The 25515-nt window shown below is 41.3% G+C and carries 28 protein-coding genes; 16 read left to right on the forward strand and 12 right to left on the reverse strand.

The genetic code is table 11. From position 1 onward, the window contains the following. Positions 1-231 precede the first annotated feature (231 nt). The 6 genes from CWC28_RS03520 to rnm all read right to left on the reverse strand — a co-directional run bounded on the left by CWC28_RS03520 (position 232) and on the right by rnm (position 4529). Entirely contained in the window at positions 232-1083 is an 852-nt protein-coding gene (locus CWC28_RS03520) for a GNAT family N-acetyltransferase (RefSeq protein WP_063704576.1), read from the reverse strand. A 53-nt stretch (positions 1084-1136) separates the two neighbouring features. Continuing rightward, positions 1137-1508, reverse strand: a complete 372-nt coding sequence (locus CWC28_RS03525) for a hypothetical protein (protein ID WP_105174329.1) — start codon at positions 1506-1508, stop codon at positions 1137-1139. 114 nt (positions 1509-1622) lie between these two features. Continuing rightward, positions 1623-1985, reverse strand: a complete 363-nt coding sequence (locus tag CWC28_RS03530; RefSeq protein WP_105174330.1) for a hypothetical protein — start codon at positions 1983-1985, stop codon at positions 1623-1625. Positions 1986-2214: 229 nt separating this feature from the next. Continuing rightward, a complete protein-coding gene (locus CWC28_RS03535; protein ID WP_138624749.1) occupies positions 2215-3018 on the reverse strand; it encodes a segregation and condensation protein A in 804 nt (267 codons plus the stop codon). A gap of 41 nt (positions 3019-3059) precedes the next feature. Then, the gene (locus tag CWC28_RS03540; protein WP_063704570.1) at positions 3060-3680 is read right to left on the reverse strand and encodes an L-threonylcarbamoyladenylate synthase; all 621 of its coding nucleotides are present in this window, start codon (positions 3678-3680) and stop codon (positions 3060-3062) included. A 9-nt stretch (positions 3681-3689) separates the two neighbouring features. Continuing rightward, the gene (rnm, locus tag CWC28_RS03545; protein WP_105174331.1) at positions 3690-4529 is read right to left on the reverse strand and encodes an RNase RNM; all 840 of its coding nucleotides are present in this window, start codon (positions 4527-4529) and stop codon (positions 3690-3692) included. A 523-nt stretch (positions 4530-5052) separates the two neighbouring features. Between rnm and CWC28_RS03550 the strand changes: the two genes are divergently transcribed. From CWC28_RS03550 to trpA, 6 genes are read left to right on the forward strand one after another with little or no spacing between them, the layout of a single operon-like run. Further along, a complete protein-coding gene (locus tag CWC28_RS03550; protein ID WP_138624742.1) occupies positions 5053-6621 on the forward strand; it encodes an anthranilate synthase component 1 in 1569 nt (522 codons plus the stop codon). Next, positions 6621-7226 carry an aminodeoxychorismate/anthranilate synthase component II gene (locus tag CWC28_RS03555; RefSeq protein ID WP_138624743.1) on the forward strand — a complete coding sequence of 202 codons (606 nt, stop codon included), beginning with the start codon at positions 6621-6623 and terminating at the stop codon, positions 7224-7226. The genes CWC28_RS03550 and CWC28_RS03555 overlap by 1 nt, the downstream gene beginning before the upstream one ends. A 9-nt stretch (positions 7227-7235) precedes the next feature. Further along, positions 7236-8255 carry an anthranilate phosphoribosyltransferase gene (gene trpD / locus CWC28_RS03560; protein WP_138624744.1) on the forward strand — a complete coding sequence of 340 codons (1020 nt, stop codon included), beginning with the start codon at positions 7236-7238 and terminating at the stop codon, positions 8253-8255. Next, positions 8248-9612, forward strand: a complete 1365-nt coding sequence (trpCF, locus tag CWC28_RS03565; protein ID WP_138624745.1) for a bifunctional indole-3-glycerol-phosphate synthase TrpC/phosphoribosylanthranilate isomerase TrpF — start codon at positions 8248-8250, stop codon at positions 9610-9612. The genes trpD and trpCF overlap by 8 nt, the downstream gene beginning before the upstream one ends. Before the next feature lie 7 nt (positions 9613-9619). Continuing rightward, positions 9620-10804: a tryptophan synthase subunit beta gene (gene trpB / locus CWC28_RS03570; RefSeq protein ID WP_063706120.1), complete on the forward strand. Its 1185-nt coding sequence runs from the start codon at positions 9620-9622 to the stop codon at positions 10802-10804. Next, positions 10801-11613 carry a tryptophan synthase subunit alpha gene (trpA, locus tag CWC28_RS03575; protein WP_138624746.1) on the forward strand — a complete coding sequence of 271 codons (813 nt, stop codon included), beginning with the start codon at positions 10801-10803 and terminating at the stop codon, positions 11611-11613. The genes trpB and trpA overlap by 4 nt, the downstream gene beginning before the upstream one ends. A gap of 60 nt (positions 11614-11673) precedes the next feature. Here the strand turns inward: trpA and CWC28_RS03580 are convergent, their stop codons facing one another. Further along, positions 11674-12246: a type 1 glutamine amidotransferase domain-containing protein gene (locus CWC28_RS03580; RefSeq protein WP_063704556.1), complete on the reverse strand. Its 573-nt coding sequence runs from the start codon at positions 12244-12246 to the stop codon at positions 11674-11676. A 137-nt stretch (positions 12247-12383) separates the two neighbouring features. Then, entirely contained in the window at positions 12384-12653 is a 270-nt protein-coding gene (locus tag CWC28_RS03585; RefSeq protein ID WP_054561225.1) for an HU family DNA-binding protein, read from the reverse strand. Positions 12654-12846: 193 nt separating this feature from the next. Here CWC28_RS03585 and CWC28_RS03590 point away from each other — a divergent pair, with 193 nt between their 5' ends. Continuing rightward, positions 12847-13434, forward strand: coding sequence for an inner membrane-spanning protein YciB (locus CWC28_RS03590; RefSeq protein WP_119851616.1), 588 nt, complete (start codon positions 12847-12849; stop codon positions 13432-13434). 58 nt (positions 13435-13492) lie between these two features. Continuing rightward, complete coding sequence (locus CWC28_RS03595) at positions 13493-14131, forward strand: CPBP family glutamic-type intramembrane protease (protein ID WP_119851615.1); 639 nt, start codon at positions 13493-13495, stop codon at positions 14129-14131. A 60-nt stretch (positions 14132-14191) separates the two neighbouring features. Here CWC28_RS03595 and CWC28_RS03600 read toward each other — a convergent pair whose 3' ends face one another. Then, positions 14192-15616 (reverse strand): sodium-dependent transporter, encoded by a 1425-nt coding sequence (locus CWC28_RS03600; RefSeq protein WP_063704554.1) that lies wholly within the window; start codon positions 15614-15616, stop codon positions 14192-14194. Positions 15617-15792: 176 nt separating this feature from the next. On the opposite strand from CWC28_RS03600, the gene CWC28_RS03605 reads away from it, so the two are divergent. The 5 genes from CWC28_RS03605 to CWC28_RS03625 all read left to right on the forward strand — a co-directional run bounded on the left by CWC28_RS03605 (position 15793) and on the right by CWC28_RS03625 (position 18906). Beyond that, complete coding sequence (locus CWC28_RS03605) at positions 15793-16092, forward strand: YciI family protein (protein ID WP_063704552.1); 300 nt, start codon at positions 15793-15795, stop codon at positions 16090-16092. A gap of 151 nt (positions 16093-16243) precedes the next feature. Next, a complete protein-coding gene (locus tag CWC28_RS03610) occupies positions 16244-16495 on the forward strand; it encodes a PepSY domain-containing protein (RefSeq protein ID WP_063704550.1) in 252 nt (83 codons plus the stop codon). A gap of 2 nt (positions 16496-16497) precedes the next feature. Further along, the gene (locus CWC28_RS03615; RefSeq protein ID WP_063704548.1) at positions 16498-17172 is read left to right on the forward strand and encodes a response regulator transcription factor; all 675 of its coding nucleotides are present in this window, start codon (positions 16498-16500) and stop codon (positions 17170-17172) included. Next, a complete protein-coding gene (locus tag CWC28_RS03620; protein ID WP_138624747.1) occupies positions 17166-18503 on the forward strand; it encodes an ATP-binding protein in 1338 nt (445 codons plus the stop codon). The genes CWC28_RS03615 and CWC28_RS03620 overlap by 7 nt, the downstream gene beginning before the upstream one ends. Next, complete coding sequence (locus CWC28_RS03625) at positions 18490-18906, forward strand: hypothetical protein (RefSeq protein ID WP_119851613.1); 417 nt, start codon at positions 18490-18492, stop codon at positions 18904-18906. The genes CWC28_RS03620 and CWC28_RS03625 overlap by 14 nt, the downstream gene beginning before the upstream one ends. Before the next feature lie 210 nt (positions 18907-19116). On the opposite strand, the gene CWC28_RS03630 is transcribed toward CWC28_RS03625, so the two are convergent. After that, a complete protein-coding gene (locus CWC28_RS03630; protein ID WP_063704542.1) occupies positions 19117-20154 on the reverse strand; it encodes an AI-2E family transporter in 1038 nt (345 codons plus the stop codon). Between the two features lie 152 nt (positions 20155-20306). On the opposite strand from CWC28_RS03630, the gene CWC28_RS03635 reads away from it, so the two are divergent. The 3 genes from CWC28_RS03635 (at position 20307) to CWC28_RS03645 (ending at position 22468) form a co-directional block, all read left to right on the forward strand. Then, on the forward strand, positions 20307-20897 hold the full coding sequence (locus CWC28_RS03635; protein ID WP_105174337.1) for a hypothetical protein: 591 nt from the start codon (positions 20307-20309) through the stop codon (positions 20895-20897). A gap of 63 nt (positions 20898-20960) precedes the next feature. Beyond that, complete coding sequence (locus CWC28_RS03640; protein ID WP_138624748.1) at positions 20961-21866, forward strand: M14 family metallopeptidase; 906 nt, start codon at positions 20961-20963, stop codon at positions 21864-21866. Positions 21867-22051: 185 nt separating this feature from the next. Continuing rightward, positions 22052-22468 carry a hypothetical protein gene (locus CWC28_RS03645; protein ID WP_063704538.1) on the forward strand — a complete coding sequence of 139 codons (417 nt, stop codon included), beginning with the start codon at positions 22052-22054 and terminating at the stop codon, positions 22466-22468. 37 nt (positions 22469-22505) lie between these two features. Here the strand turns inward: CWC28_RS03645 and ccoG are convergent, their stop codons facing one another. Both ccoG and CWC28_RS03655 read right to left on the reverse strand, forming a co-directional pair. Then, on the reverse strand, positions 22506-23888 hold the full coding sequence (gene ccoG / locus CWC28_RS03650; RefSeq protein WP_119851611.1) for a cytochrome c oxidase accessory protein CcoG: 1383 nt from the start codon (positions 23886-23888) through the stop codon (positions 22506-22508). A 151-nt stretch (positions 23889-24039) separates the two neighbouring features. Then, on the reverse strand, positions 24040-25446 hold the full coding sequence (locus CWC28_RS03655) for a sigma-54 interaction domain-containing protein (RefSeq protein WP_054553081.1): 1407 nt from the start codon (positions 25444-25446) through the stop codon (positions 24040-24042). Positions 25447-25515 lie beyond the last annotated feature (69 nt).

Here is a 25515-nt window from a genome sequence, read left to right on the forward strand (position 1 = left end):
AAAACGAACAGCTTCTGTGCGTATATGCACACCCAGGGAAAGAGGAAAGTTGTAAGGGGAAAGGAAAAAGAAGGTGCTAGGTGCTAGGTGCTAGGTGCTAGGTGCTAGGTGCTAGGTGCTAGGTGCTAGGTGCTAGCAGTAGTATGAATCCTCGTTAATAAAAGCGTCTAATTCTTAACGTGATAAATTTTTAGTTTTCTCACAACCGATTAATCGCTCACCCCAATAAAATCAGCCGATTTCAAAAGAAGTAACACCGAAAATACGGTTTAATGGCAAACTCGGAGAGTCGTTGGTATACATTCTGGCGGTTTCAAATGACACCTGCATGTTGTACTTCTGTGCTAAAGCAACAGCAGCTTGATTGATTTCTGGCGTATCAAGGAAAATAGCGTCAGAGGCACCCACTTTAGATTTTAAAGCTAGAAATAGAGATTCAGCCATTTCTGGTGAGTCGGCAAATAGAGGGCCAATTTTAAAGCCATTCTGACATTTGCGAATAACGCCGTATCCTGCCAATTCCCCATTTTGCATTACGCCAAACGCATCGCACTGGGGTTGGCTTAACCACGCTTTAGTAAAGTTTGCCCTATTTACCGGGAAAAAAGCCTGTTCGTATGCGTCAATAATTTCGAATGGCACAGCATTAAGATCTACAATATCTGCATTTTGCGGTGACCTACCACCGCCTACTCCTGCAAAACGGATATTGCGATAAGCCAGATTAAAACCAGACTTTTTATAGTTTTCTTGCTGTTCCACCACACCATCAAGGCCGATATTCAACCCTTCAAGGCGTTTTAACGCGGCATTCCAGATTTGTATTCCGTAACCTTTGCCACGGTAACCGGGTTTAACAATGTAGAAGCCAATAAAGCCAAATACATCGTGGTAATTAATGGCAGAAATTGTAGCGATAGGCTCATCGTCTAGAAAACCAACTAGAAATCCTTCAGGATCAGCTGCAAAATAACACTCTGCATCATTAAGGCCTGGATTCCAACCTTCTGCTGCAGCCCAATCAATCATGAGTTCGACTTCCTTTTTGGTCATGGTTTTGATTGTAAAGTGTTTACTCTGCATCTGCTTTCCTTAAAAAATTGAGATAGTTATAAGTCTATCGTTTTTATAGCTGTTTACTTGTGATACTTCTCACAGCTAGTTGACCAATCATATTTTATAAATTTAGTAAACTGAGGATAATCATCATCTGTTTTGTAGGATACGACCACTCCCCCATTACCTATAACATTTACTTTAAATGCTGGTGAATCATACGTTTGCCCTGGGACAAAACTAGCATAAGATGTTTTCCAACCATCCTTGTGTTTGACTAATACCTTTTTCAGCTCGTCATACGCAAGATCGCCCTCAGTTATTATTGTTTCGCAAAACTCAAACTCTGGAGGAATGAGATCAACCCTAATCTGTTGATCACGATTAATATATAAGTAAGTTGCAGCCAACAGAATCATTATAGATAAAATTATTAGTGATAAAGCTTTCATAGTAATCTCTTAAACTAGAATCTTTGTAAAACCTCTATCCCAGTCATTTTAATGATTTCTTGCACTACTCGGTGTTTAGTATTTTCAATAAACACCTGAGTAGATAGTTAGCAATTATATTTTACTTGCTGTTATTTCAATCCTATACACTTCAACACCCTCCGTTCCAACCTCAATCGTTGCAGGTTCGTTAAGGTTTACCATTAACTTAGGTTCTTGAAATTTATTGTAAGAGCCATTTTCAAATTTATAGAGTGCTGATGTTAGTGTCACAGTTTGCTCGTTCAACGTAGGGGTTACATCAAATTTAAGAATATCATCTGCAGTGACTGTTTCAGTTTTGTCTTCTTCAGTTTTAACAACGTGCGTTTTTACAAGTTGATTATTCAAATAAAGGTTAAGGTCTAATTGCAAACTTTCTGCAGCTGAGGCACCAAATGCAGCGAGAGATAACAGTACCATTCCTAACTTTTTCATTATATTTTCCTTAATAGTTGGCTTACCCCAAAATGGGAAAACCAACTTATCAGTTACTGAGACTTGGCGCAATTGTTTAACACTCTGTAAGTTAAGTGTTTTATTCGCATATGAAGCAAATTTTCGTGACGAGCTACTTCTTCACTGATCATAGCCACTTGGCATGAAAGAAGTCACAACTTTGAAACTTAAAACTTACCGCTTAAAGCTTCTAACTATTAACTTCCAGCTATTCGCTTTCTTCCACTAAACCAACATAAATCTGGCTGTTGGCATCTACCTGAAAGCAGCTGATCAGGTTTTCTTTCACCAGCTCTAACATGGCAATAAAGCTAACAACAACACCACTTCTGCCCTCTTCTATGGTAAAAAGAGTACTAAAAGGCAGCTGTGATTGAGCCTCTGAGAGTTTATCTAAGATTAAGCTCATGCGCTCACGGGTCGATAAGGCTTCTGCGGTAATATGATGGTGTTCAAATGTTTTGGCTCGGGCCATAACGTCGCTTAGCGCAACTAACAAGTCTTTCATGTCAACGTCAGGTAACAGTACCTCACGCTCACTGAATTCTGGCACCAGTGCTTCGGCTACAAATATATCGCGGCCTTCGCGAGGGATCTCATCAAGATTTTCTGCGGCTTTTTTAAATTGTTCGTATTCTTGTAAACGTCTTACAAGCTCAGCTCGTGGGTCTTCTTCCTCTTCAAGCTCTTCATGTTTTGGTAATAATAATCGTGATTTAATTTGTGCTAATAACGCCGCCATCACAAGGTATTCACCAGCCAGTTCAAGCTGAAACTCGCTCATCATTTCAACATAACTTACATATTGCTCAGTAATACTAAAAATAGAGAGCTCTAGCACATCGAGTTTATGTTTTTTGATTAAATACAGAAGTAAATCAAGAGGACCTTCAAAGGTTTCTAAAATGATCTCTAGCGCATCGGGGGGAATATATAAATCTTCAGGTTTATCAACCACTGCTTTACCATGCAAAAAAGCCAGTGGCAGCTTTTGCTGTACTGGCTCTTGCAAATTATCTGGCGCGTCAAGCTCTGGGCTAGTCAATGAAGTCTCTACTCAAATGGTTTGGTATCACCACAACCGACACGTAAGATTTCGATGCTATCATCTGACAAATCAATTACTGTGGTTGCCTGTTCAGGAAGATAACCACCATGAATAATTAAATCAACTTGCTTTTCAATGCGATCGCGAATTTCATCAGGATCAGCCTCGGTATATTGCTCACCCGGTAAAATTAAAGAACACGACATTAACGGCTCACCCAATTCAGCTAATAAAGCGCAGGTGATTGGGTGTTCGATAACACGAATACCAATGGTTTTTTTCTTTTCGTTTAATAAACGCTTTGGTACTTCTTTAGTGCCTTTAAAGATGAATGTATAAGGCCCTGGGGTGTTATTTTTAATCAATCTGAATAACTGATTATCAACGCGAGCATAGGTAGATAGTTCCGATAAGTCACGGCAGACCAAAGTAAAGTTATGGTGTTTTTCAATGCCACGAATACGTTCGATGCGCTCTTTTGCTTGCTTATTACCAATGCTGCAACCAAGTGCGTAACCCGAATCGGTTGGGTATACAATAACACCGCCTTGCTTGATAATATCAACCGCTTGGCTGATTAAGCGTGGTTGCGGATTATCTGGATGAATATGAAAAAACTGACTCATTACACGCTCCTATTGCCCTTCCCATGCTTGCCAAACCCCTTGGCAATCTTTTGGTAAGTATAAATTTTTACCTAACTCCAACCAACTGGTCGGAAAATGAAAATCTGACCCTTGCGACGCAAGTAAACCATATTCACGGCAAAGTTCACCTAAAAACTGGCGCTCACTCGGCGCTTGCTGTGGCTGTGCAACTTCCATCGCATCACCACCCGCGTCTTTAAACTCAATAATTAACTTACGTAGCCACTTATTCGACATTTGATAACGCCCAGGATGTGCGAGAACGGCAACCCCACCCGCTTGGTGAATGGCAGCAATTGCCGTTTTCATATCACACCAACTACTTGGTACATAGCCTGTTTTTCCTCGCCCTAAGTATTTTTTAAATACCCCCGGGAAGTTTTTAGCTACACCACGTTCAATCAGTGCACGGGCAAAATGCGCGCGTGTGATCTGGGCGTTTTCGGCAAATGTTTTTGCTTGGTCGTAAATGCCTTCAAAACCATTTTTAGCGAGGCGACGACCTATCTCTAAAGCGCGCTCTTCACGCTTGCCTTGTTGCGCTTGTAATAATGACAACAGTGCGTCATTTTCATCATCAACATTTAAGCCAACAATATGAATTTCAAAGCTTTCCCATTTTGTTGACACTTCAACGCCAGCAATTAATTTAAGCGGTAAATTATCATCTGCAATGACTTGGCGAGCTGGTTTTATCGCACTTAACGTATCGTGATCGGTAATTGCAAACACATCTATGTTTTTCTCAACCGCGCGGTGTAACAATTGCTCGACTGATAGCTGACCATCTGAGTATGTGGTGTGGCTATGTAAATCGTATTTTATCAAAGGGAAAGACTGCTTTACGTAAGTTCTTGAATCAATGATGTGAGTATAACAAAAATTTACTGCGAGGGCGTGATTATCTTATATAACTGTGTGTTTTACCCCCATAAATGGGCAATTGCGATGGGTAAATGCCGAACTCGTACTAATATGTAAATTAATGCTTGACAGTATCGGCATAGGTACGCTTTACTGTATGCACTTTCAGACACGTTAAATAAGCAATAACAATGAACAAAACAATTCAAATCACAATTTGGTGGTGGCACTCGTAACTAGCGGGTGACGAATTGTCGTGTCTAACGATTTCAAAACCCGCTCAAGTAGCGGGTTTTTTTATATCTAAATTTTAAGGTTTTATAATGAATTACATAGCAACTCTTACACATCATTGGTGGTGGCGCCTGGCTTAGCGGGACGGTAAGGGTCTATCTAATTTATAGGCATCTTTATACGAACCCCGCCAAGCATCGCTTCGCGGGGTTTTGTTTTTTAAAGAGTTTTTGGGAATGAGGGAGAATGAGGTTTGATTTTTAGTCATATAACAACGACACCGGGTGAAGTAACCAGTATCACTCAAGTGCGCGACTACATCAGTAGCCCACTTGCGTTATACAGTTTACTCGATAAGCCTAATTCACTGCTGTTAGAGTCTGCTGAAATTGATTCTAAAGACAGTGTAAAAAGTCTAATTTTGGTTGACTCAGCGCTACGTATTGTTTGCCAAGGCAAACAGGTCACACTCACTGCACAGTCAAATAATGGCAAGCAATTACTGCCTTATTTACAAACTCATGTGCAAAACTGCTCTGCAGAGCTTGTAGAAGATACATTAACGTTAACCTACAACGAGGTCGCAAGCGATATTGATGAAGCCAGTAAATTAGTAGCAGATAATGCATTTAGTGCGCTACGTAGCTGCATTAACAGTATTAAAAGCACCACAGACAACCCATTCTCTGTGTTCTTAGGCGGTGTGTTTGCCTACGACATGGTTGCTAATTTCGAATCCCTTTCTGATGTACCTGACGGTGAAAACAGCTGCCCTGATTATGTTTTCTACCTCGCCGAAACGTTAGTTGTCATCGACCATCAAGCAAAAACAACCGAGCTAATTGGCAATGTATTTAACGGTCCTGAAGTTCATGCTAATTGTTTTGAGGTTGGTCAACAGTTAGAGCGTTTAAATGCCGTATGTGACAATGCACAAAGCTATCAAGGGCAAAAGCAAGCAGGCTCAAACCCAATTTCTGTTGATGTTAGCGACGAGCAATACTGCGAACATGTCATCAAGTTAAAAAAGAACATCGTTGATGGCGATATTTTCCAAGTTGTACCATCACGAACTTTTTCTCTCGCCTGCCCTGACTCACTTCATGCTTACAGCCAATTAAAACAACAAAACCCAAGCCCATATATGTTTTATATGCGCGATGAAGAGTTTGTGTTATTTGGCGCATCACCCGAGTCAGCCCTCAAATATTGCGCTGAGAGTAAACAAGTTGAGGTATACCCTATTGCCGGCACTCGCCCTCGTGGCAAGTTTGCTAACGGGCAAATTAATCCAGACCTAGACAGCCGCATTGAGCTTGAACTTCGCAACGACCAAAAAGAGCGTGCAGAGCACCTGATGCTAGTTGATTTAGCGCGAAATGATGTTGCCCGTATTAGCGTACCAGGCACACGTCACGCGAAAGAATTATTAAAAGTAGACCGCTACTCACAAGTGATGCATTTAGTTTCACGCGTTGTGGGTACTTTAAAGCCTGAACTCGATGCGCTACATGCTTACCAAGCTTGTATGAACATGGGCACCTTAGTGGGTGCACCTAAAGTGCGCGCTGCTGAGTTAGTTCGTCAAACCGAACAAAAACGCCGCGGCAGCTATGGTGGTGCTGTGGGTTATTTAACAGGTGATGGTGCCATGGATAGCTGTATTGTTATTCGCTCTGCCTTTGTTAAAAACGGCACAGCCTATGTGCAAGCAGGTGCAGGTGTGGTGTTTGATTCAGATCCACAATCAGAAGCCAATGAAACCCGCGCTAAAGCACAAGCTGTGATCACTGCGATTCAATCGACTTACGAGGCACAATAATGACGACAACATCAGCCTATAAAATCTACTTTTTAGATAACTTTGATTCATTTAGTTATAACTTAGTCGATGAACTTTCTATGTTTGGGTGCCAGTTAGTGGTATACCGTAATAACATCAGTGCACAAAGCATCTTCGACAAAATGTGCCAAGAGACAGTGCCTGTATTGTTAGTGCTTTCACCGGGTCCTGGCGCACCATCTGATGCAGGTTGTTTAATGGAGCTCATTGAACTGTGTAAAGGCCGTTTCCCGATGCTGGGTATCTGTTTAGGGCAGCAAGCACTAACACAAAGCTACGGTGGGGTTATTGGTCATGCAGGCGAAACTGTGCACGGCAAGTCATCAATTATTACGTTGACTGAGCACCCAGTATTCGCGGGTATGGGCGATAAAATGCCGGTTGCTCGTTATCATTCATTAATGGCAACTAAAGTCCCTGATGATGTTGAAGTAATTGCTTGTTATGAAAATATTCCGATGGCAATTTACCATCAACAAGATAATGCCCTTGGTTATCAGTTTCATCCTGAGTCAATTTTAACGCCAAATGGCGCATTGCTATTACAACAAAGCATTGAATTTTTAACCGCACGCGTGCAGTAGAGGAATAACATGGAAGCAACAACTCAAACCCAGTTAAACCAATTATTAGCAAAGCAAGATTTATCATTTTCGCAAGCAACTGCACTGTTTGACGCCATCATGAATGGCAAGCTTAATGATATTGAATTAACTGCTGCACTTATCGCCCTAAAACTGAAAGGCGAAACAAGTGATGAAATCGCCGGTGCGGCGGCATCAATGCGCGCCAATGCAGTGCCATTTAAAACCAGCAAAACCTTACTTGCTGATAGCTGTGGTACCGGTGGCGATGGCTCAAACACAATTAATATTAGTACCACAGCTGCTATTGTTGCCGCCGCTGCGGGCATCAATATGGTCAAACATGGTAATCGCAGTGTGTCGAGTAATTCGGGCTCAGCGGATTTACTTAAAGCCTTGGGTATCAATATCGATATGAGCCCTGAGCAAGCAGCGCATTGTTTAGACAATACTGGGTTTACATTTTTATTTGCACCGCATTATCACAGTGGTGTACGCCATGCGATGGGCGTGCGTACGGCTCTTAAAAGCCGCACAATTTTTAATATCTTAGGGCCACTGGCCAACCCTGCTGCCCCTGAGGTGCAATTGCTTGGTGTTTATGACCCTTCACTGTGTTTACCAATGGCCGAAACCCTAAAAACCCTTGGCACAAAACGCGCTATGGTGGTTCACGGTGCAGGCACTGACGAAATTGCCTTACATGGGACAACCAAAGTGGTTGAGCTTAATAACGGTGAACTGAGCGAATACACGCTAACAGCGAGCAATTTTGGTCTTGCAAACTATTCACTTGAACAACTAGCAGGCCAAGGCCCAGAATATAACGCAAAAGCGAGCTTAGCGATTTTACAAGGTCAAGGTGAAATGGCGCATAACGCTGCCATTATAGCCAACGTTGCCGCCCTTCTTTATTTAACCGATAAAGCAGGCGATTTAAAAGCAGCCGCAGATCAAGTAAGCGAATTATTAGCATCAGGCAAAGCGATGGACACATTGAACGCAATTATTGAGGTAAGTCATGGCTAACGTGTTAGACAAAATTGTTGCCGACAAACGCATTGAATTAGAACAAAGAAAAGCACAGCGCCCGCTTGAATCGTTCATTAGCTATGTTGTGCCAACCAAGCGAGACTTTGAAGGCGCATTAGCAGCAACCGGCACGCAGTTTATTTTAGAATGTAAAAAAGCCTCACCGTCAAAAGGGCTTATTCGCGAACCATTCAATTTAGACGAAATTACATCGGTTTATAAAAAGTACGCAACCTGTATGAGCGTACTAACGGATGAAAAATATTTCCAAGGCAGTTATCAATACCTTGAATACGTGCGCAGCCAAGTGGAACAGCCGCTTATTTGTAAAGATTTCTTTATTGATGAGTACCAAGTTTATTTAGCACGCTTATCTGGTGGTGATGCCATTTTATTAATGCTCTCTGTCCTTGATGACGAGCAATATTTAGCGCTTCACAAGGTGGCTGATTCTTTAAATATGTCGGTACTTACTGAAGTCAGTAATGAGCAAGAAGTAAGTCGTGCACTTGCACTTAATGCCAGCCTAATTGGTATTAATAACCGCGACCTTCGTGATTTAAGTACTGATCTTGCAACAACTGAGCGTTTACGTCAGCTTATCCCAAATGACAAAGTAGTGATTTCAGAATCGGGCATTTATACCCATAAAGATGTAAAACGTCTTGCACCATTGTGCGATGGCTTTTTAATTGGCAGCTCACTGATGGCTGAGCGCGACTTAGAAGCCGCATGCCGTAAAGTCATTTTAGGTGAGAACAAAGTGTGTGGTTTAACCCGTTCACAAGATGCGATGGCAGCCTACGCCAGTGGTGCTGTGTATGGTGGCTTAATTTTTTATCCCAAGTCACCGCGCTATGTCGATATCGACTGTGCCAAGCAAGTTACGCAAAGTGCCCCGCTCGCGTATGTGGGTGTGTTTGTCAATGCACCTCTAGAACAAGTGGTCGATTATGCACAAAGCTTAAAATTAGCTGCAGTGCAATTACATGGTGACGAGAATAGCGAGTATATTCAAAGTCTCAGAAAGCAATTACCGCTTGGCTGTGAAATTTGGAAAGCCCAAGCCGTTAAAGGCGAATTACCCAAACCGCTTGAAGGGGTTGATCGCCATTTATACGACACTTACAGCAAAAGCCAAAAAGGCGGTACAGGCGAAGCATTTGATTGGTCAGTGCTAGAGACGGCAACCGTGCCGTTTATGTTAGCCGGGGGTTTAAACCCAGAAAATATTCACGCAGCTCTTTATCGCGGTGCTAATGGCCTTGACCTAAATTCTGGCGTTGAAGCGTCAGCGGGTAAAAAGTGCCAAACAAAATTACAAAATGCGTTTTCGCATATCAGAAATTATTGAGGTTAGAATGCAAAATCCAGCTTATTTCGGTGAATTCGGTGGTATGTTTGTACCACAGTTGCTTGTGCCAGCACTCAAGCAACTAGAAGCAGAGTTTAATAAATCACAAAAAGATCCAGCTTTTCAGGCTGAGTTTGAAAAACTGTTAAATGAATACGCAGGTCGCCCTACACCATTAACTCTGACACGTAACTTAGTTAAAAATCCTAAGGTAAAACTTTATTTAAAGCGTGAAGATTTACTCCACGGCGGTGCGCACAAAACCAACCAAGTACTTGGTCAAGCACTTCTGACCAAACGCATGGGTAAAAAAGAAGTGATTGCAGAAACAGGTGCCGGCCAACACGGTGTTGCAACGGCCCTAGCCTGTGCCCTACTTGGCTTAAAATGCCGTATTTACATGGGCGCAAAAGACGTTGAACGTCAGCAACCAAATGTATTTCGTATGAAACTAATGGGCGCAGAGGTTATTCCTGTCACAGCAGGCTCTGGTACCTTAAAAGATGCCGTAAACGAAGCACTGCGTGACTGGTCAGCTAATTACAAAGATGCTCACTATTTACTAGGCACTGCAGCAGGCCCTCACCCATTCCCTACCATGGTGCGTGAGTTCCAAAAAATGATTGGTGAAGAAGCAAAACAACAAGTGATTAAAGCTGAAGGTCGCTTACCGGATGCTGTGCTTGCTTGCGTGGGTGGTGGCTCAAACGCCATTGGTATGTTCACAGACTTTATTGATGAGCCAAGTGTAAAACTAATTGGTGTAGAGCCAGCTGGTAAAGGCTTAGATACCCATCAACACGGTGCTACGCTATGTAAGGGCACGAAAGGCATTTTACACGGTACCTATACCTATATTATGCAAAATGATGATGGTCAAATTGAAGAGTCTTACTCTGTTTCAGCAGGTCTTGATTACCCAGCTGTTGGTCCACAACATGCTTATCTTCATGAGACAGGCCGTGCAGAATATGTGGGCATCACTGATACTGAAGCACTTGAGGCATTCCAACTACTGGCTAAGAACGAAGGGATTATTCCAGCGCTTGAATCAAGCCATGCCCTCGCATATGCCCTTAAATATGCCGAGCAACAAACCGAAGACACTATTTTAGTGGTTAACCTAAGCGGCCGAGGCGATAAAGATTTGGCTCACGTACACAGTGTTTTATCAGAAGGAGGCGCACTATGAGCCAGACTAACCGTTACGGACAACTGTTCGCCACATTAAATGAAACAAACCAAGGTGCTTTTGTACCCTTCGTTACGATTGGTGATCCTAATAAAGCACTGAGTGTAGAGATCATCAAAAGCTTAATTGATGGTGGCGCTGATGCCCTTGAGCTAGGTATTCCATTTTCAGATCCGATTGCAGATGGCCCGGTGATCCAAGCTGCTAACATTCGTGCACTTGATGAAAACATCAATACCCAAGATTGCTTTGATATCATTAAACAAGTGCGTGAGTACAATGCCGATATTCCAATTGGCCTATTATTGTATTCAAACCTAGTATTTAAGCGTGGCATCGAAAAGTTTTATCAAGATGCTAAAGAAGCCGGTGTTGATTCAATTTTAGTGGCTGACGTGCCGCTACACGAATCAAAGCCATTTCGTAAAACAGCAATGCAAAATGGTATTGACCCAATTTTTATTGCTACACCGAATGCTGATGATGACACTTTACGAGAGTGTGCGTCATATGGTCGTGGTTACACATACCTTCTTTCACGCGCAGGTGTGACAGGCACAGAAACCAAAGCACAAATGCCAGCAGACTCATTAGTTAAAAAACTAAAAGATTACCATGCTGCACCGGCTTTACTTGGCTTTGGTGTTTCTACACCGGAAGATGTTAAATCAGCACTTGAGTCAGGAGCCGCTGGTGCAATTTCAGGCTCTGCGGTTGTTAAAATCATCGAGGCAAATCTTGATGACCAAGCAGCGATGCTAACTGGTTTAAAAGAGTTTGTAGCCAATATGAAAGCAGCTACAAAGTAATTTATTGTATTGCTTAAAAAAGGGCCTTAAAGGCCCTTTTTTGTGCTTAACAATTTATGATTAATGATGGCGATGCTCGCCCTCTTTAATTTCTTCGATAAACTTACGATTAAAGGCTTCCAGGTCGGCTGGGCTTCGGCTTGTAACTATGCCCTTATCAACACATACCTCTTGATCAACCCAATTAGCTCCTGCATTGATCAAATCCGTTTTGATACTTGGGTATGAGGTTACTTTGCGCTCCCGTAGTTTGTTAATTTCGGCTAATAGCCATGGGCCGTGGCAAATCGCGGCAATGGGTTTGTTTTTACCGGCACTGAAAAAACCATCAACAAAGGCTTTTGCTTCACTATCTTGACGTAACGTATCAGGATTGAATAAGCCTCCAGGAAGCAGTAACGCGTCATATTCTGCAGAGTCTGCTTCGCTGACTACGCGGTCAACACTGACTCGCTCACCCCATTGGTTTTCATCCCATGCGGTGATATCGCCACGCTCAAGTGACACAACTTCAACAAGTGCACCAGCTTCTAATAATGCGCTTCGTGGTGACAATAGCTCGCTTTGCTCAAAACCATTGGTTGCAAGAATGGCAATCTTTTTACCATTCAGTTGGCTGTTTAAATTTGACATGTTATCTCCTTATTTAGGTAAACCTAAACAATTAACAGCAGGCAACATGCCAAACTTAATAGATTGAAAATATTGAATAAATTTCCAGGTGTTCTATGTGTGCTCTGTAAATACTACAGCCGCTTTGCAAATCCTGCTTATAAACCGTCTTTAAGTGCTTTTGCTGGTTTAAATACGGGCTTATTAGCGCCTTCAATTTCAATTTCTTCACCGGTTTGCGGGTTGCGCCCTTTACGTGCAGGGTAATAACTTAGGGCAAACGTACCAAAACCATTAATTTGCACTTGGTCACCCTCAGAAAGAGACTTTTCAATCGCATTTAACATGCTCGTTAAAGCAGCTTGAGTGTCTTTTTTTGTTAATTCACTATGGGCAGCCATTTGTGATACTAACGCGGCTTTATTCATAAAAATGCTCCAAAATACGCCGCTTAATCATCTGAGGTTAAGCGGAAAAAGATAAGGTAAAACAACCTAAACGCAGGTTTAGGCCAGATTGGCTTGGGAGGCTAAGCTTTCAGGGCTGCTAAGTCAACCTTGTATCTTGCGTGATAACTTGATACAACCCAGTATCTTTTTAAATTAGAGCATTTATAAATTTATGCATGCGATTATTGAATACATCCCGCTGATCCTGTTTTTTGCGGTTTTCAAGTTAGTTGATATTTATTGGGCAACAGCCTTGCTGATGCTAACCACCTTAATTCAAGTTGCTTACTGTTATTTTAAAGATGGTAAAGTGCCAACCCGTCATTGGGTGTTTTTTGCCATAGCGGTGGTATTAGGCACGCTCACCTTAGTGTTCCACGACGAGCAGTTCGTAAAATGGAAAGCCACCATTGTGTATGCCATTTTCAGTGTAACTTTGTTAGTAAGCCGCTATGTACTTGGCAAAAACTTAGTGAAAAAAGCACTTAGCTCGATTTTAGAAAATGCCTCTGAGAGTAAACAAGAGATCAACGTACCAGAAGCATTATGGAACAAACTTAACCTATTTTGGGTTGCAGTGACCGCAGGTATCTCGGCGCTAAATATCTATATTGCCTATAACTTCTCGCTCGATTTTTGGGTTAACTTTAAAGTGTTTGGCTTAATGGGTATTACTTTTGTTTGCGTATTAGCAACGATCATTACCCTTTTCAAATACTTACCTGAAGATGACGAAAAGAAAGATCCAAAGCAATCCTAATGTCATAAATCTGTCGTCTTAGCTTGTTAGCGTAAACAAAAAACACGCTGAGACGACATTGAACGCTAACCAATACCGCTGGTTTGAATTTACCCTCATATTTGTTTCTTTGCCGCTATTAGGCTTTTTTCTGCGTGCCTATCTCGCTAACTGGCTTATTCCTGCTCTTATTATTTTAATGGCCGTGTGCGGCATGTTGCTTTTATCTGATCCCCATTTTAAACGCTTTCGTTTAACTAGCCTTGGGCAATTTAGTGCGGTAAAACGTCGCTTATTTAGTTTCTTCTTTTTAGGGGCGCTATTCTCTGGGATGTTTTACGGCATCATGAATCAAGAAAACTGGTTTTCACTGCCACGAAACTCATTTAACGATTGGCTAATGTTGCTATTGCTCTACCCCATTTTATCGGTAATGCCGCAAGAGCTTATTTTTAGAACCTACTTTTTTCATCGTTATAAACGCATTATGCCAAGTAAAACGGTGCGTATAATTGTCAGTGCATCGGTGTTTGCGTTGGCTCACATCGTCTATGCGAATGTACTCGCCGTACTTCTAGCATTTTTAGGTGGGCTGCTTTTTTCTTACACCTATGCGCAAAGCCGCTCTACCTTCGTGTGTGTAATTGAACACAGTTTATGGGGACTTTGGATGTTTACCCTTGGTTTGGGTGATGTGCTCGATGCAGGGGCCTTTTAATATAAAAAAGAGAGGCATAAAAAAGCCGCGCAAAATGCGCGGCTAGTATTGAACTGGTTTTTAAAATCCGAAAATACTAAATGCAAAGAACTTAGTCGCCACCGTATTTACAAAGATTAGTAATAAAATGGCAGGGATAAACGTTGATAGCGAGAAGTTCACATACTTCTCTGTAAAGCTGCCAACATAGCCGTCACAGCCTTGGCTTAGCTCTGCTGATAAGTTTGCTTTTTTCCAACGATACATAACGAATAAACACACCATTAAACCGTTAAGCGGTAAAATTGTGTCGTAAAACACATCATAAACAATATCAAATAAGCTCTTATCTGCACCGCCATAGCTAACAAACTTTGTAAGTGAGTCAACCATACCAAATGACATGGTACACAGCACAGTTAATACACCTGTAGATAAGGTTAAGATAGCCAGTGCTTTTTTGCGGCTGATACCCTTACGATCGCTTAATGTTGCTGTTGGTACTTCTACAATTGATACAAGCGACGTAATTGCAGCAAAAAAGACAAGTAAGAAGAATACAAACGCAACAATTGATGCACCCACGTAACCAATGTCAGCTTGAAGTGCTAATAAAATTTTTGGTAGGTATACAAAAATCATTGATACCGAAGAGTCTGATAAAGTACTCGGATCAGTATTCGGATTAAAACTAAAAATAGCTGGAAGCACCATAAGACCGGCAATAAATGCAACCAATGAATCGGTTACCGCAACCATTTTTGCACTGCCAACAATGTCGTCTTTCTTAGAAATATACGATGCATAGGTCATTAAAATACCCATACCTAACGACAATGAGAAAAATGCTTGAGCCAGCGCACCATTTAGTACACTCGCATTCATTTTACTGAAATCAGGAACGATATAGTACTTAACACCCGCCATCGCGTTATCAAGTGTTAATACATACACAACCAGCGCGGTAAGTAGCACAAATAAAGCCGGCATCATAAACTTAGCCGCTTTCTCGATGCCCTCTTTAACACCACCCACTAAAATCAAGTTAACGATGATTGCAACCACAGCCATATAACCAAACACGGTGTAGCTATTGATAAAAGTGCCAAAATTATCAGGCTGGGCCAAGGCATCTAAATTACCAAATGCAGTTTGCGATAGATAACCGAAAATCCATACTGTGATCACCATATAAAAAACAGCAATCATAAATGGCGTTAATACGGCTAAAAAGCCAGCAAAGTTCCATTTTGGATCATTGCCTGCTAATAATTTGTATGAACCAAGTGGATCTTTTTGCGCTTTACGACCCATGGCCATTTCAGCCATCATCACTGGCAAACAGATAAAAATGACAAACAATGCATAGACTAAAAGGAAAGCACCACCGCCGTTTTTTGTAGCTGAAACAGGAAAACCTACTAAGTTTCCGATACCTACAGCAGAACCGGCTGCCGCTAAAATAAAACCGAGGCGGGAGCTAAAATGCTCGCGTTTTTCGCTCATTTAAAAACCTTATTATTATTTTCTCAACCCAGCGACTCTACCAGTGTTACACCGCGTATTTCAAGCTTTATAAGTTAAAGTTATATGGGTTTGTGTAAAGATTATTACGCGAATAATCTCTCGTCTATTGCTAAGAATATGCTACTATTTTTTAAAAATAACATTGAGAACACACCATGCTGTATATGATTTATTCAACGGATGTTGAAAATAGTTTAGAAGCTCGCAAATCTGCGCGCCCTGCTCACTTAGCACGCCTTCAAGAATTAGACGATCAAAATCGTTTATTTACGGCAGGCCCCCTTCCAGCGATTGATAGTGAAGATCCGGCTGATGCTGGTTTTACTGGTTCATTAGTGGTTGCAGAATTTGACTCATTAGAAGCAGCACGTGAATGGGCAGCAAACGATCCGTATATTGCTGCGGGTGTTTACGACAACTCAGTGGTAAAACCATTTAAAAAAGTATTTGGTTAATCCCTGAACTTAACTGAATCAATAATTCAGTGTTTGTTCACGGCTTATTAACTAAGATCTGGCTATCGAATTACAGAATTTAACGTAATTACTTGAATTTTAGTTAATTGGTTAATTAAACTAAATGGGTCTGGTTTAGGAGTTCCCCGTCATGCGCATAGTATTAGCCTTCAGTTTTAGTCTTTTATTTGCATTATCAAGCTTTCATGCTGATGCCAATAAGAAGCAAGCCCCAGAGGTGACTAAAAAGCAGGCTGTGATGATTGCCCAAAAATCTGAAGACGGCCGAACCCTGAAAATCACAGAGCAAGATAAAGTATTTACCGTAAGAATTTTAAAAACGAACGGCCACGTGGTTGATGTCCATGTGAACAAAAAGACTGGCGAAGTGAAAAAGGATTAAGAATGCGAATTTTAGTTATTGAAGATGATTTACACTTAGCAGATAACCTTCGTAATGCCCTAGAAAAAGAGCGTTACAGCGTAGACCTTTGTCACGATGGTGAAGCTGGTTTATTCCATATTACCGAGTACCCGCTTGATATGGCGGTGGTAGATTTAGGCTTACCAAAAATAGATGGTATCGAATTAATTACCAAAGCTCGTGCGCAAGGTATTACCATTCCTATTTTGATTTTAACGGCACGTGACCGTTGGCAAGATAAAGTAGAAGGCTTAGACGCAGGTGCAGATGACTACCTAACTAAACCTTTCCACGTTGAAGAGCTAATCGCTCGCTGTAATGCCCTTATCCGCCGCAGCGCAGGTAAAGCAAACCCAGAAATGACAGCAGGTCCTATCAAAATTCATACTCGCTCACAGCAAGTATGGGTAAACGATAAAGAACTTAGCTTAACAGCATACGAATACAAAGTTTTAGAATACCTAATGGTTAATCCACAAAAGGTAATTTCTAAATCTGAACTAACAGAGCACATCTACGACCAAGACTTCGATCTTGATTCAAACGTAATCGAAGTATTCGTGTTGCGTTTACGTAAGAAGCTTGACCCTGACGGTACCCTTAACCCAGTTGAAACATTACGCGGCCGTGGTTATAGGCTAAAAAGTCAGTGGTAGCATCGCAGATACCGCTTAAAGTAAGGCAAGGATTTATCCTTGTCTTTGTTTTATTAGTCGCCCTACCAATTCTGTTTTTCTCAATTGGTAAGGCTTACTACGCCTCCTTGGTCGAAGCGACCGAAAAAACCCTCGAAGCTCACTTATATTCATTAATCTCTGAAGTCGATTTCACTGAACGCGGCATTGTTATGCCAAGTACTATCTTAACGCCAGAGCTAAACCGACTAAATTCAGATACCTACGCGATGATTTATCGCGGTGACTTACCCGTTTGGTATTCTGAATCGGCGACCAATATCAATTTTATTCCTGATAACTTTGAAGCCCCTGCAGGCTCTGCGGATTTTCGCCGTGTTGAATACAACAATACTGTGTATTGGCAATTAACGCTTACCGTTATTTTAGAAAACATTGACCAATCTGAGCATGCGCGTTTCATTTTATTAAAGCGTAATGATGCCCTACTCAGGCTGATGGATGGCTTTAAACAAACACTCGTAAATTGGATGTATATCATGGGTGTGGCCATTGCTGCGCTAATGGCGATTGGTTTTGTTTGGAGTGCAAGACCACTGCAACGACTCGATAAAGAAATTAAAGCTATTGAATCGGGTGATAACCAACAAATTAAAGGTCTTTACCCAGTTGAGCTGCAAACCATTAAAGCCGATTTAAATTTATTACTTGAATCACAGCAGCGCCAAAAAGAGCGTTATCGCGCCTCATTGAGCGACCTTGCTCATGCATTAAAAACACCATTAGCGGTGCTTAAATCTAGTCCTTTGGCCAATGATGCTGATGCACAAGAGCAGTTAGACCGCATCAACGTGATGATCGAACACCAATTAAAACGTGCTGCCACAGGTGCGTCTGACACCTGGAAAAAACAAACCCATATCAAGCCTGTTATTGATTCAATCTTAAGCGCAATGAGCAAAGTTTATCGCGACAAAGATATTATTTTCACCTGTGAAGTCACAGAAAAAGACTATTTCTTGGGTGATAAAACCGATTTAATGGAACTACTCGGTAATTTAATCGATAATGCCTGTAAAGCTTGCCGCTCACAGGTCGATATAAAGGTTAAGCAGAACAAAAAGTTAACGCTCAGCATTAGTGATGATGGCCCAGGTGTCCCTGAACACAAGCGTGAATCATTACTGACTCGCGGTACCAGACTCGATACCTACGAAAGCGGCCACGGTGTCGGCATGGCTATCGTGTCTGATTTAGTCAAGTCGTATAACGGCACCTTAACCATTAAAGATGCAGAGAAACTAGCGGGTGCTGAGTTTATATTAGAGTTTAATTACAATGATAAGAAATAAAAAATCGTTACTTATTAAAGGTATGCTACTAGCCCTATGCGCTGGTTCAGCGCATGCTCAAGCTGAGCAAAGTTGTGAGCTTACGAGTAACAATACAGACGAGACTAAACGTTACATTCAATGTCTTGATCAAGTTATTGCCGATTTGCATCGCGACCAAAAGATGTGGATTAATAAGCTCACGATGGATCTTGAAAAAATTAAAGAAGATAGCGGTAACAGCCAATTGCTGCCTATATTCAATCGCAGCGTCAAGAACCAGGAGCGTTATTTAGAAGATAGTTGTCGCTGGCGCTACTTACAAAAAATGCCAAATGGTACGAAAGCTGCCATTGTCTACAAGCAATGTGAAATTGAAATTCTGAAAAACCATATACAGGTTTTACAACGGCCTCTAAAGTAATAATACCAATCCGCAATAATACTTAATCATTTTGAGGGATTAAACCTGTCGCTACCTGCGTTAAAAATTTCTGATTTAGAACAACTAAATAACGAAATTTTTGCCTTGTTATCAACGAGGTTTTATTGCCTCAAAATAGACCATTTAATTAAGCGAATTGGTATAACACTTAATCATTTTGAAAGATAAAAAGGCGCTTAAGCGCCTTTTTTAATCTTCAAGTTTTAGCTCTTCGCCATTGCCAAGCAAGGTAGCAAGCCATCTCCCTTCTTGGCTGGTTTCTAAAGCAATTTTAACTATCATGGTCAATGGAACTGATAACAACATACCCACGGTACCCATCAACCAACCCCAGAAAATTAATGATAAAAATACCACAAGCGTCGATAAACCCAGCCCTTTACCCATAAAGCGTGGTTCGACAATGTTTCCCATTACGGTATTAATCACTAAATAACCACCAGCAATAAACCCTGCAACCAATGGGCCTTGAGTGATCAAAGCAAGTAGTACAGCAGGCACAGCTGCAATGATAGACCCAATGTTAGGAATATAATTAAGCATGAACGCCACTACACCCCACAGTACAAAGTAATCAACATCAAGTGCCCACAGCATAAAGCCTGCAAGTATACCTGTGCCTAAGCTAACCATGGTTTTAATGGCAAGATAAGAATTAATAGAATCTAAAAAGCGATCAATTTGCTGCATTTTCATTTCAGGATCATCTAATGCTAAATGCACTTTCTTGCTCAGCATAGGTCCTTCAAATAACATGAACACCACGGTTAAGATGATCAAAAACAGATTCGCCATCACCCCACCAAGGCCAGTCAGCATGTTGGTTGCAACATCAATCATTTTGCCCGGATCGAATAAAGAGATGATCTGCTCTTTATCAATCAGAATGTTATAACTTGCGGCAACATTAACCACCCAGACAAACTCTTCTTTTAGTTGTGCTTTGTACTCAGGCAGTTTTTCAGAGAAATCGGTCATAGATTGCCCAACCAACCCGGCAAGGCTTATCCCTACACCGACGATCATCAGCATCACAAACACAACAGCAATCCCTTTAGGGATACCGTATTTGGCAAAGAAACGGATTAAGGGATTACAAATAATGGCAATAAAAGCCGCCAATACAAATGGAATAACAATCACACTTGCGGCTTTAATACCCGCTAAAACAACGACTAAAGCAGCAAATATCACTAAACTTTTATTTACACCAGTCAGGCTCGACAAAATAAAATCCTTGTTAGTTTTTTTAACAGTGTAAGTGAAATACGCCGCAAAATAAATCTCAAAGCAGCTGGCACAATTAATGCTCTTTATACGTGCATAATTTGAACAATTTATGATACATATAATTAAGCGTGCTTTAAAAGGAGCTTTATATGGCACATTTATCCGACCAAGAACTTACTTTTTTCAACCGTTTATTCGAGGCTGAACGGACTAACAGCGATCCAACCGACACAAAAATGTCTGTTAGGCTCAATTTACCTGATAAATTAAACGGCTTACTTACCAATGCCAAACTAACACTACTGGCTGAAGTAGGGATTTATCAGTTGTGGTTTCCGCTTGAATTTACTAATGACGAACATGGCCAACTGATCCCCGTACTTAGCGCACCAGAAGTTATCGATACTAAGGGTATCGAACGCAGCTGGCGTACCCCTGAACTTGAAATTCACACAGAGCAATTTCAGATACTGTCTTTATCAAGTACAGGCGTGTTGCTCAAGCCAAAGCGTCAATCACCCGATCTTAATAAAGAGATACTGTTGGCATTTAATTTACCTACTGAAGATCACATTATTCTTAGTGTGAAGCCAATACGAACGACCAGCAAAGGAATTGCCGGAAAAATAGTGCAAGTGTGCCAAGGTGAAGATGCACTGCGTAAATACTTATTTGAGACCCATAAGCACCATCATGCAAAGCTGTACGAACAAGGTAACTTTACGACTGAGCTTATCTAGTTGCAGCAGCTTAACAGCTTAGATAAGCTTGGCGTTTTGCAGCAAGTCAAAACAAGGTATTTTATGAGTTATCCGATTGGAACCCCTGGTAAACCGTGGAACGACGCAGATAAAAAAGCATGGTTTGAGTTACAAACAGTAAAACGTAGTTATTTAGATGATGTTGTGTCGCAGCTAGACTCTTTATCCAGTGATTTCAACATTGAGCAATATGGCGCATTAAGTTACGACAGCGACAAATACCCACTTTACATTTTAAAGAGCAAGCAATGGCACGCTGATAAACCAACTGTCTTGGTTACCGGTGGTGTGCATGGCTATGAAACAAGTGGTGTGCACGGTGCTTTAGCGTTTGCTAAGAAAAACGCAAAAGACTATTTTGCTGAATTTAATATCTTAGTGGCTCCGTGCATTAGCCCATGGGGTTATGAAACGATTAACCGCTGGAATCCAAATGCCACGGATCCAAATCGTTCATTCTATGCAGATAGTCCGGCTGAAGAGTCAGCAGCAATTATGCAGTATTTAGCCGACAACGCAATCGCACCTTATGTGCATATTGACCTGCATGAGACAACAGATACTGATAATAGTGAGTTTCGCCCTGCTTTGGCTGCACGTGATGCAACGACACACGATAACTGGAACATCCCTGATGGCTTTTATCTTGTCGCTGATAGTGAGCGCCCGCATGATGCATTTCAAACAGCGATTATAAAATCAGTTGAAAAAGTAACCCACATCGCACCAAGTGATGAGAACAACCAGTTGATTGGTGTACCACAAACCCAGTTTGGTGTAATTAATTACGAAGCGAAAAAACTAGGGTTATGTATGGGCTTAACAGATGCAAAATATGTCACAACAACAGAGGTTTACCCTGATAGTCCACTCGCGAATGATGAAATTTGTATTGATGCACAAGTCGCCTCAATTACTGGTGCTTTGAACTATATTGTTAACAAATAGTTAGTTATATTTTAAATCTGGGGTGAATGATTTATCCACCCCAAACCTAAATAATTAGATAAGATTTACACATATACAAATTTAATGAAAAAGTTATGCTTTTTAAAATTTGTATACTAAATAACTAGACACATACATAGAATTGTATAAAATTCGCGCTCTTTTTAATTCAAAAGGGAAGCAAATTGGAATTTAAGAATCACTATGGCAGTGTCAGTATCATCACTGATGGTCCAATTATTATTGGGCAATTTTCTGGTAATATTAACGCACGTTTGGTCAATGACTTTGCAGTCGATTTAAAAAAGCATATTTCTGCTTTAGCTGGAAAGCCGTGGGCGTATATTAGTCATTCTACCCAATTACTTGCTACTACCCCTGATGCCGAACGCGGCTTCACGCATTTATTTCGTGCTCTACACGGCACTAATTGTATCGCAACTGCTTATATGTTTAGTTCGTCGATTGTGCTTAATCAGATGAAACGCATCATTGCGCAAGCACAATCACCGATTCAAATAATGGATTGTTTATTTGATGATTTAGACAGCGCTAAGGCGTATGTCCTGAAGCAGCTCGAATTCGCAGAAATGGCTTGTTAAAAACAAGCCATTTTCGTTTCTGGAGCCGTGATTGAGGTTAATCTCGGTAAAACTTAGTTTCTTTAGTTATTGCGATATCAGCATCTTCTAATGCTTGAATGTGAAAACTGATAGGCGTTACTTTTGATTTCAATTCGTAGCCATCTGCAACCACAGTGACAGGCACACGTTTCATCTGCCCTGCTTCAATCGTAATGGTGTCTGGTACTTGTAAGCTTGCTTCTTCAATACCACTGATACCAATTGAATAGCTCAAGCTATGCTGTGTTTTGTTGATAATTGATAAGGTATATGGATTTTCAACTAAGCCTTCAAAATTAACACGATACAGTGCATTACGGTCACGAATGACAGAAGCCTCTATTGGTGTACGCATTGCCATCCACACAACCATGCCCACAACAAACAGCGCCGTTAAACCACCATAGCCAAGCAGTTTTAACCTAAATGGGTTGGTCGTTTTGCCTTCCATTTGTTTTTCAGACGCGTATTTGATCAGGCCTTTTTGATAGTTGAATTTTTCCATAGTGCTATCACATGCATCAATACATAAGCCACAGTTTATGCATTCATACTGTAAGCCATTACGAATATCTATACCCGCCGGACATACTTCGACACATAGGTTACAGTCTACGCAGTCACCTAAGCCTAACTCTTTAGGATCGGCTTTACGCTTACGTGCACCACGAGACTCCCCTCGCGCTTGATCGTAGGTAACAACTAACGTGTCTTTATCAAACATCACTGATTGAAATCGTGAATATGGACATGCAACAGTACACATTTTTTCACGTAAGAATCCCGCATTGCCATAGGTACAAAATGCGAACAGGAATACCCAAAAGCTGACAATCCCAGACATTTCTAAGGTAAATAAGCTCATGTATAAAGACTTAGCGGGGATGAAATAAGCCATAAATGACATCGATGTAAGCAAAGAGATCACCAGCCAAGCTGCATGCTTAGTGATTTTCTTTTGCCATTTACTCACTGACCAATCTGCTTTATCAAGTTTAATGCGCTGATTACGATTACCTTCAACTTTGTGTTCGACCCAAGTAAACATCAGCATCCAAATTGTTTGTGGGCAAGTGTAACCACACCAAACACGCCCTAACCAATTAGTGACGAAAAACAAAGCAAACGCTCCTGTCATAAATAACATGGCTAAGATCATAAAATCTTGTGGTAACAGCGTTAAACCAAATAGGGTAAATTTTTGGCTGGCTACATCGAGTAATACGGCTTGACGGCCATCATAGGGGATCCACGGAATGGCGATAAATGTCAGCATCAGCACCCAGCCTAAATAACGACGGATGCGTTGGAAGTATCCCTTTTGCTCACGAATATAAATTGGCCCTTCTTGGTTGTAGGGCTTGATGATTAAGTCTTGCTCTTTAATATCAAATTTCATTTTGCTACTTACTTTTGTGTCGGTAATAGCCTGATAGAGCAACTATCAGGCCAACACAAAATAAAAATAAACCATTGATATTAAACGACTAAATTTACATTTAACCCCTAAAAAGCACGATATATCGCGAATGGTCGTGATATATCGCGAATTACCGTTTTATAGCTAGCTTTTTCATTTTTGATCTCAAGGTACTTTCTGGAAGTCCCAGCAAGGTTGCGGCACCATTTTCACCTGATATTTGCCCGTTACAGCGCTTTAGCACCTCACAAATATGCTGCTTTTGTACTGCATCAAGAGAAACCACCTGCTCATTTGATTGCTCGTTACTCAAAGGTGCTGAAAGCTGCAGTACCGTTTGCTTAGACAAAATAGCTTCACGCTCAAGGATATTTTGTAGCTCACGAATATTGCCTGGCCAATCATAATTCGCCAGTTTGGTGAGTGTTGCTTTGCTTAGCCCTTTTAACTGTTTACCTAAGCGCTTATTCAGCTGCGTAATAATATTTGCTGCGAGTAGTGGAATATCTTCTTTTCGCTCACGAAGCGCAGGCACACGAATAGGAAACACATTTAAGCGATAATACAAGTCCATTCGAAAACTGCCCTGCTCAACCATTTGCCACAAATTACGATTTGTTGCAGCTAACACTCGGATATCCACTTTTAAGGTTTGACTGCCCCCGACGCGCTCAAACTCTTGCTCTTGTAGCACGCGCAGTAATTTACTTTGTGCCTCTAATGGCAGCTCGGCCACTTCATCTAAAAATAGAGTGCCTTTATCAGCCAGTTCAAAACGCCCTTTTCTGCGTTCATTAGCACCGGTAAACGCCCCTTTCTCATGACCGAATAATTCAGATTCAATTAAGTTGGCTGAAAACGCCGCGCAGTTTACTTTTATGAAAGGTTGCTCAGCACGATTACTCAAACGGTGAAGGTTTCGTGCCACCAGCTCTTTACCTGTGCCGTTTTCACCTAAAATCAAAACCGTACTATTGGTTTGGCTTACCAGGGTAATTTGCTCGAGCATACTTTGAAACGAATGACTTTGGCCGACCAAACCTGAGTCTTGCCAATCTTCGTTTAACTCTGAAATAAGGTACGCATTTTCAGCTTGTAGCTGCTCAGATAAATGTTGAACTTGCGCTAGTGCGTCACGTAAAGCCACTTCTGTTTGCTGCTGTTTTGATACATCGCGAAAAATCGCGACTGCACCAATCAAGGCACCGTTTTTATAGACTGGTGTTGAAGTATACTCAACGGCAAAATAGCTTCCATCTTTACGCCAGAATACTTCATCGTTTACATGTCGATGTTTGCCATCAAACATAGTGCAATATATTTGGCATTCATCTGCGGGATATGGTGAGCCATCTTTACGTGTATGGTGATGATATTGGTGTATTTTTTTACCAAGGAGTTCGTCTGCTTTCCAGCCGGTCATGCGCTCAGCAGCAGGATTTACAAAAACCGCATTTCCCGATAAATCGAAGCCATAAATACCTTCGCCTACAGCATTTAGTAATAATGTGGGGTCGTTTAAAAATTCCTTGATCATAGCAATCACTCAACTCGCGAAATATCACGAGCAATTATGACAAGGTTAAATTTGCTTAACAAGCAATTA

It is taken from the genome of Pseudoalteromonas sp. S4492 (assembly GCF_005886115.1).
Lineage (GTDB): Bacteria > Pseudomonadota > Gammaproteobacteria > Enterobacterales > Alteromonadaceae > Pseudoalteromonas > Pseudoalteromonas gelatinilytica.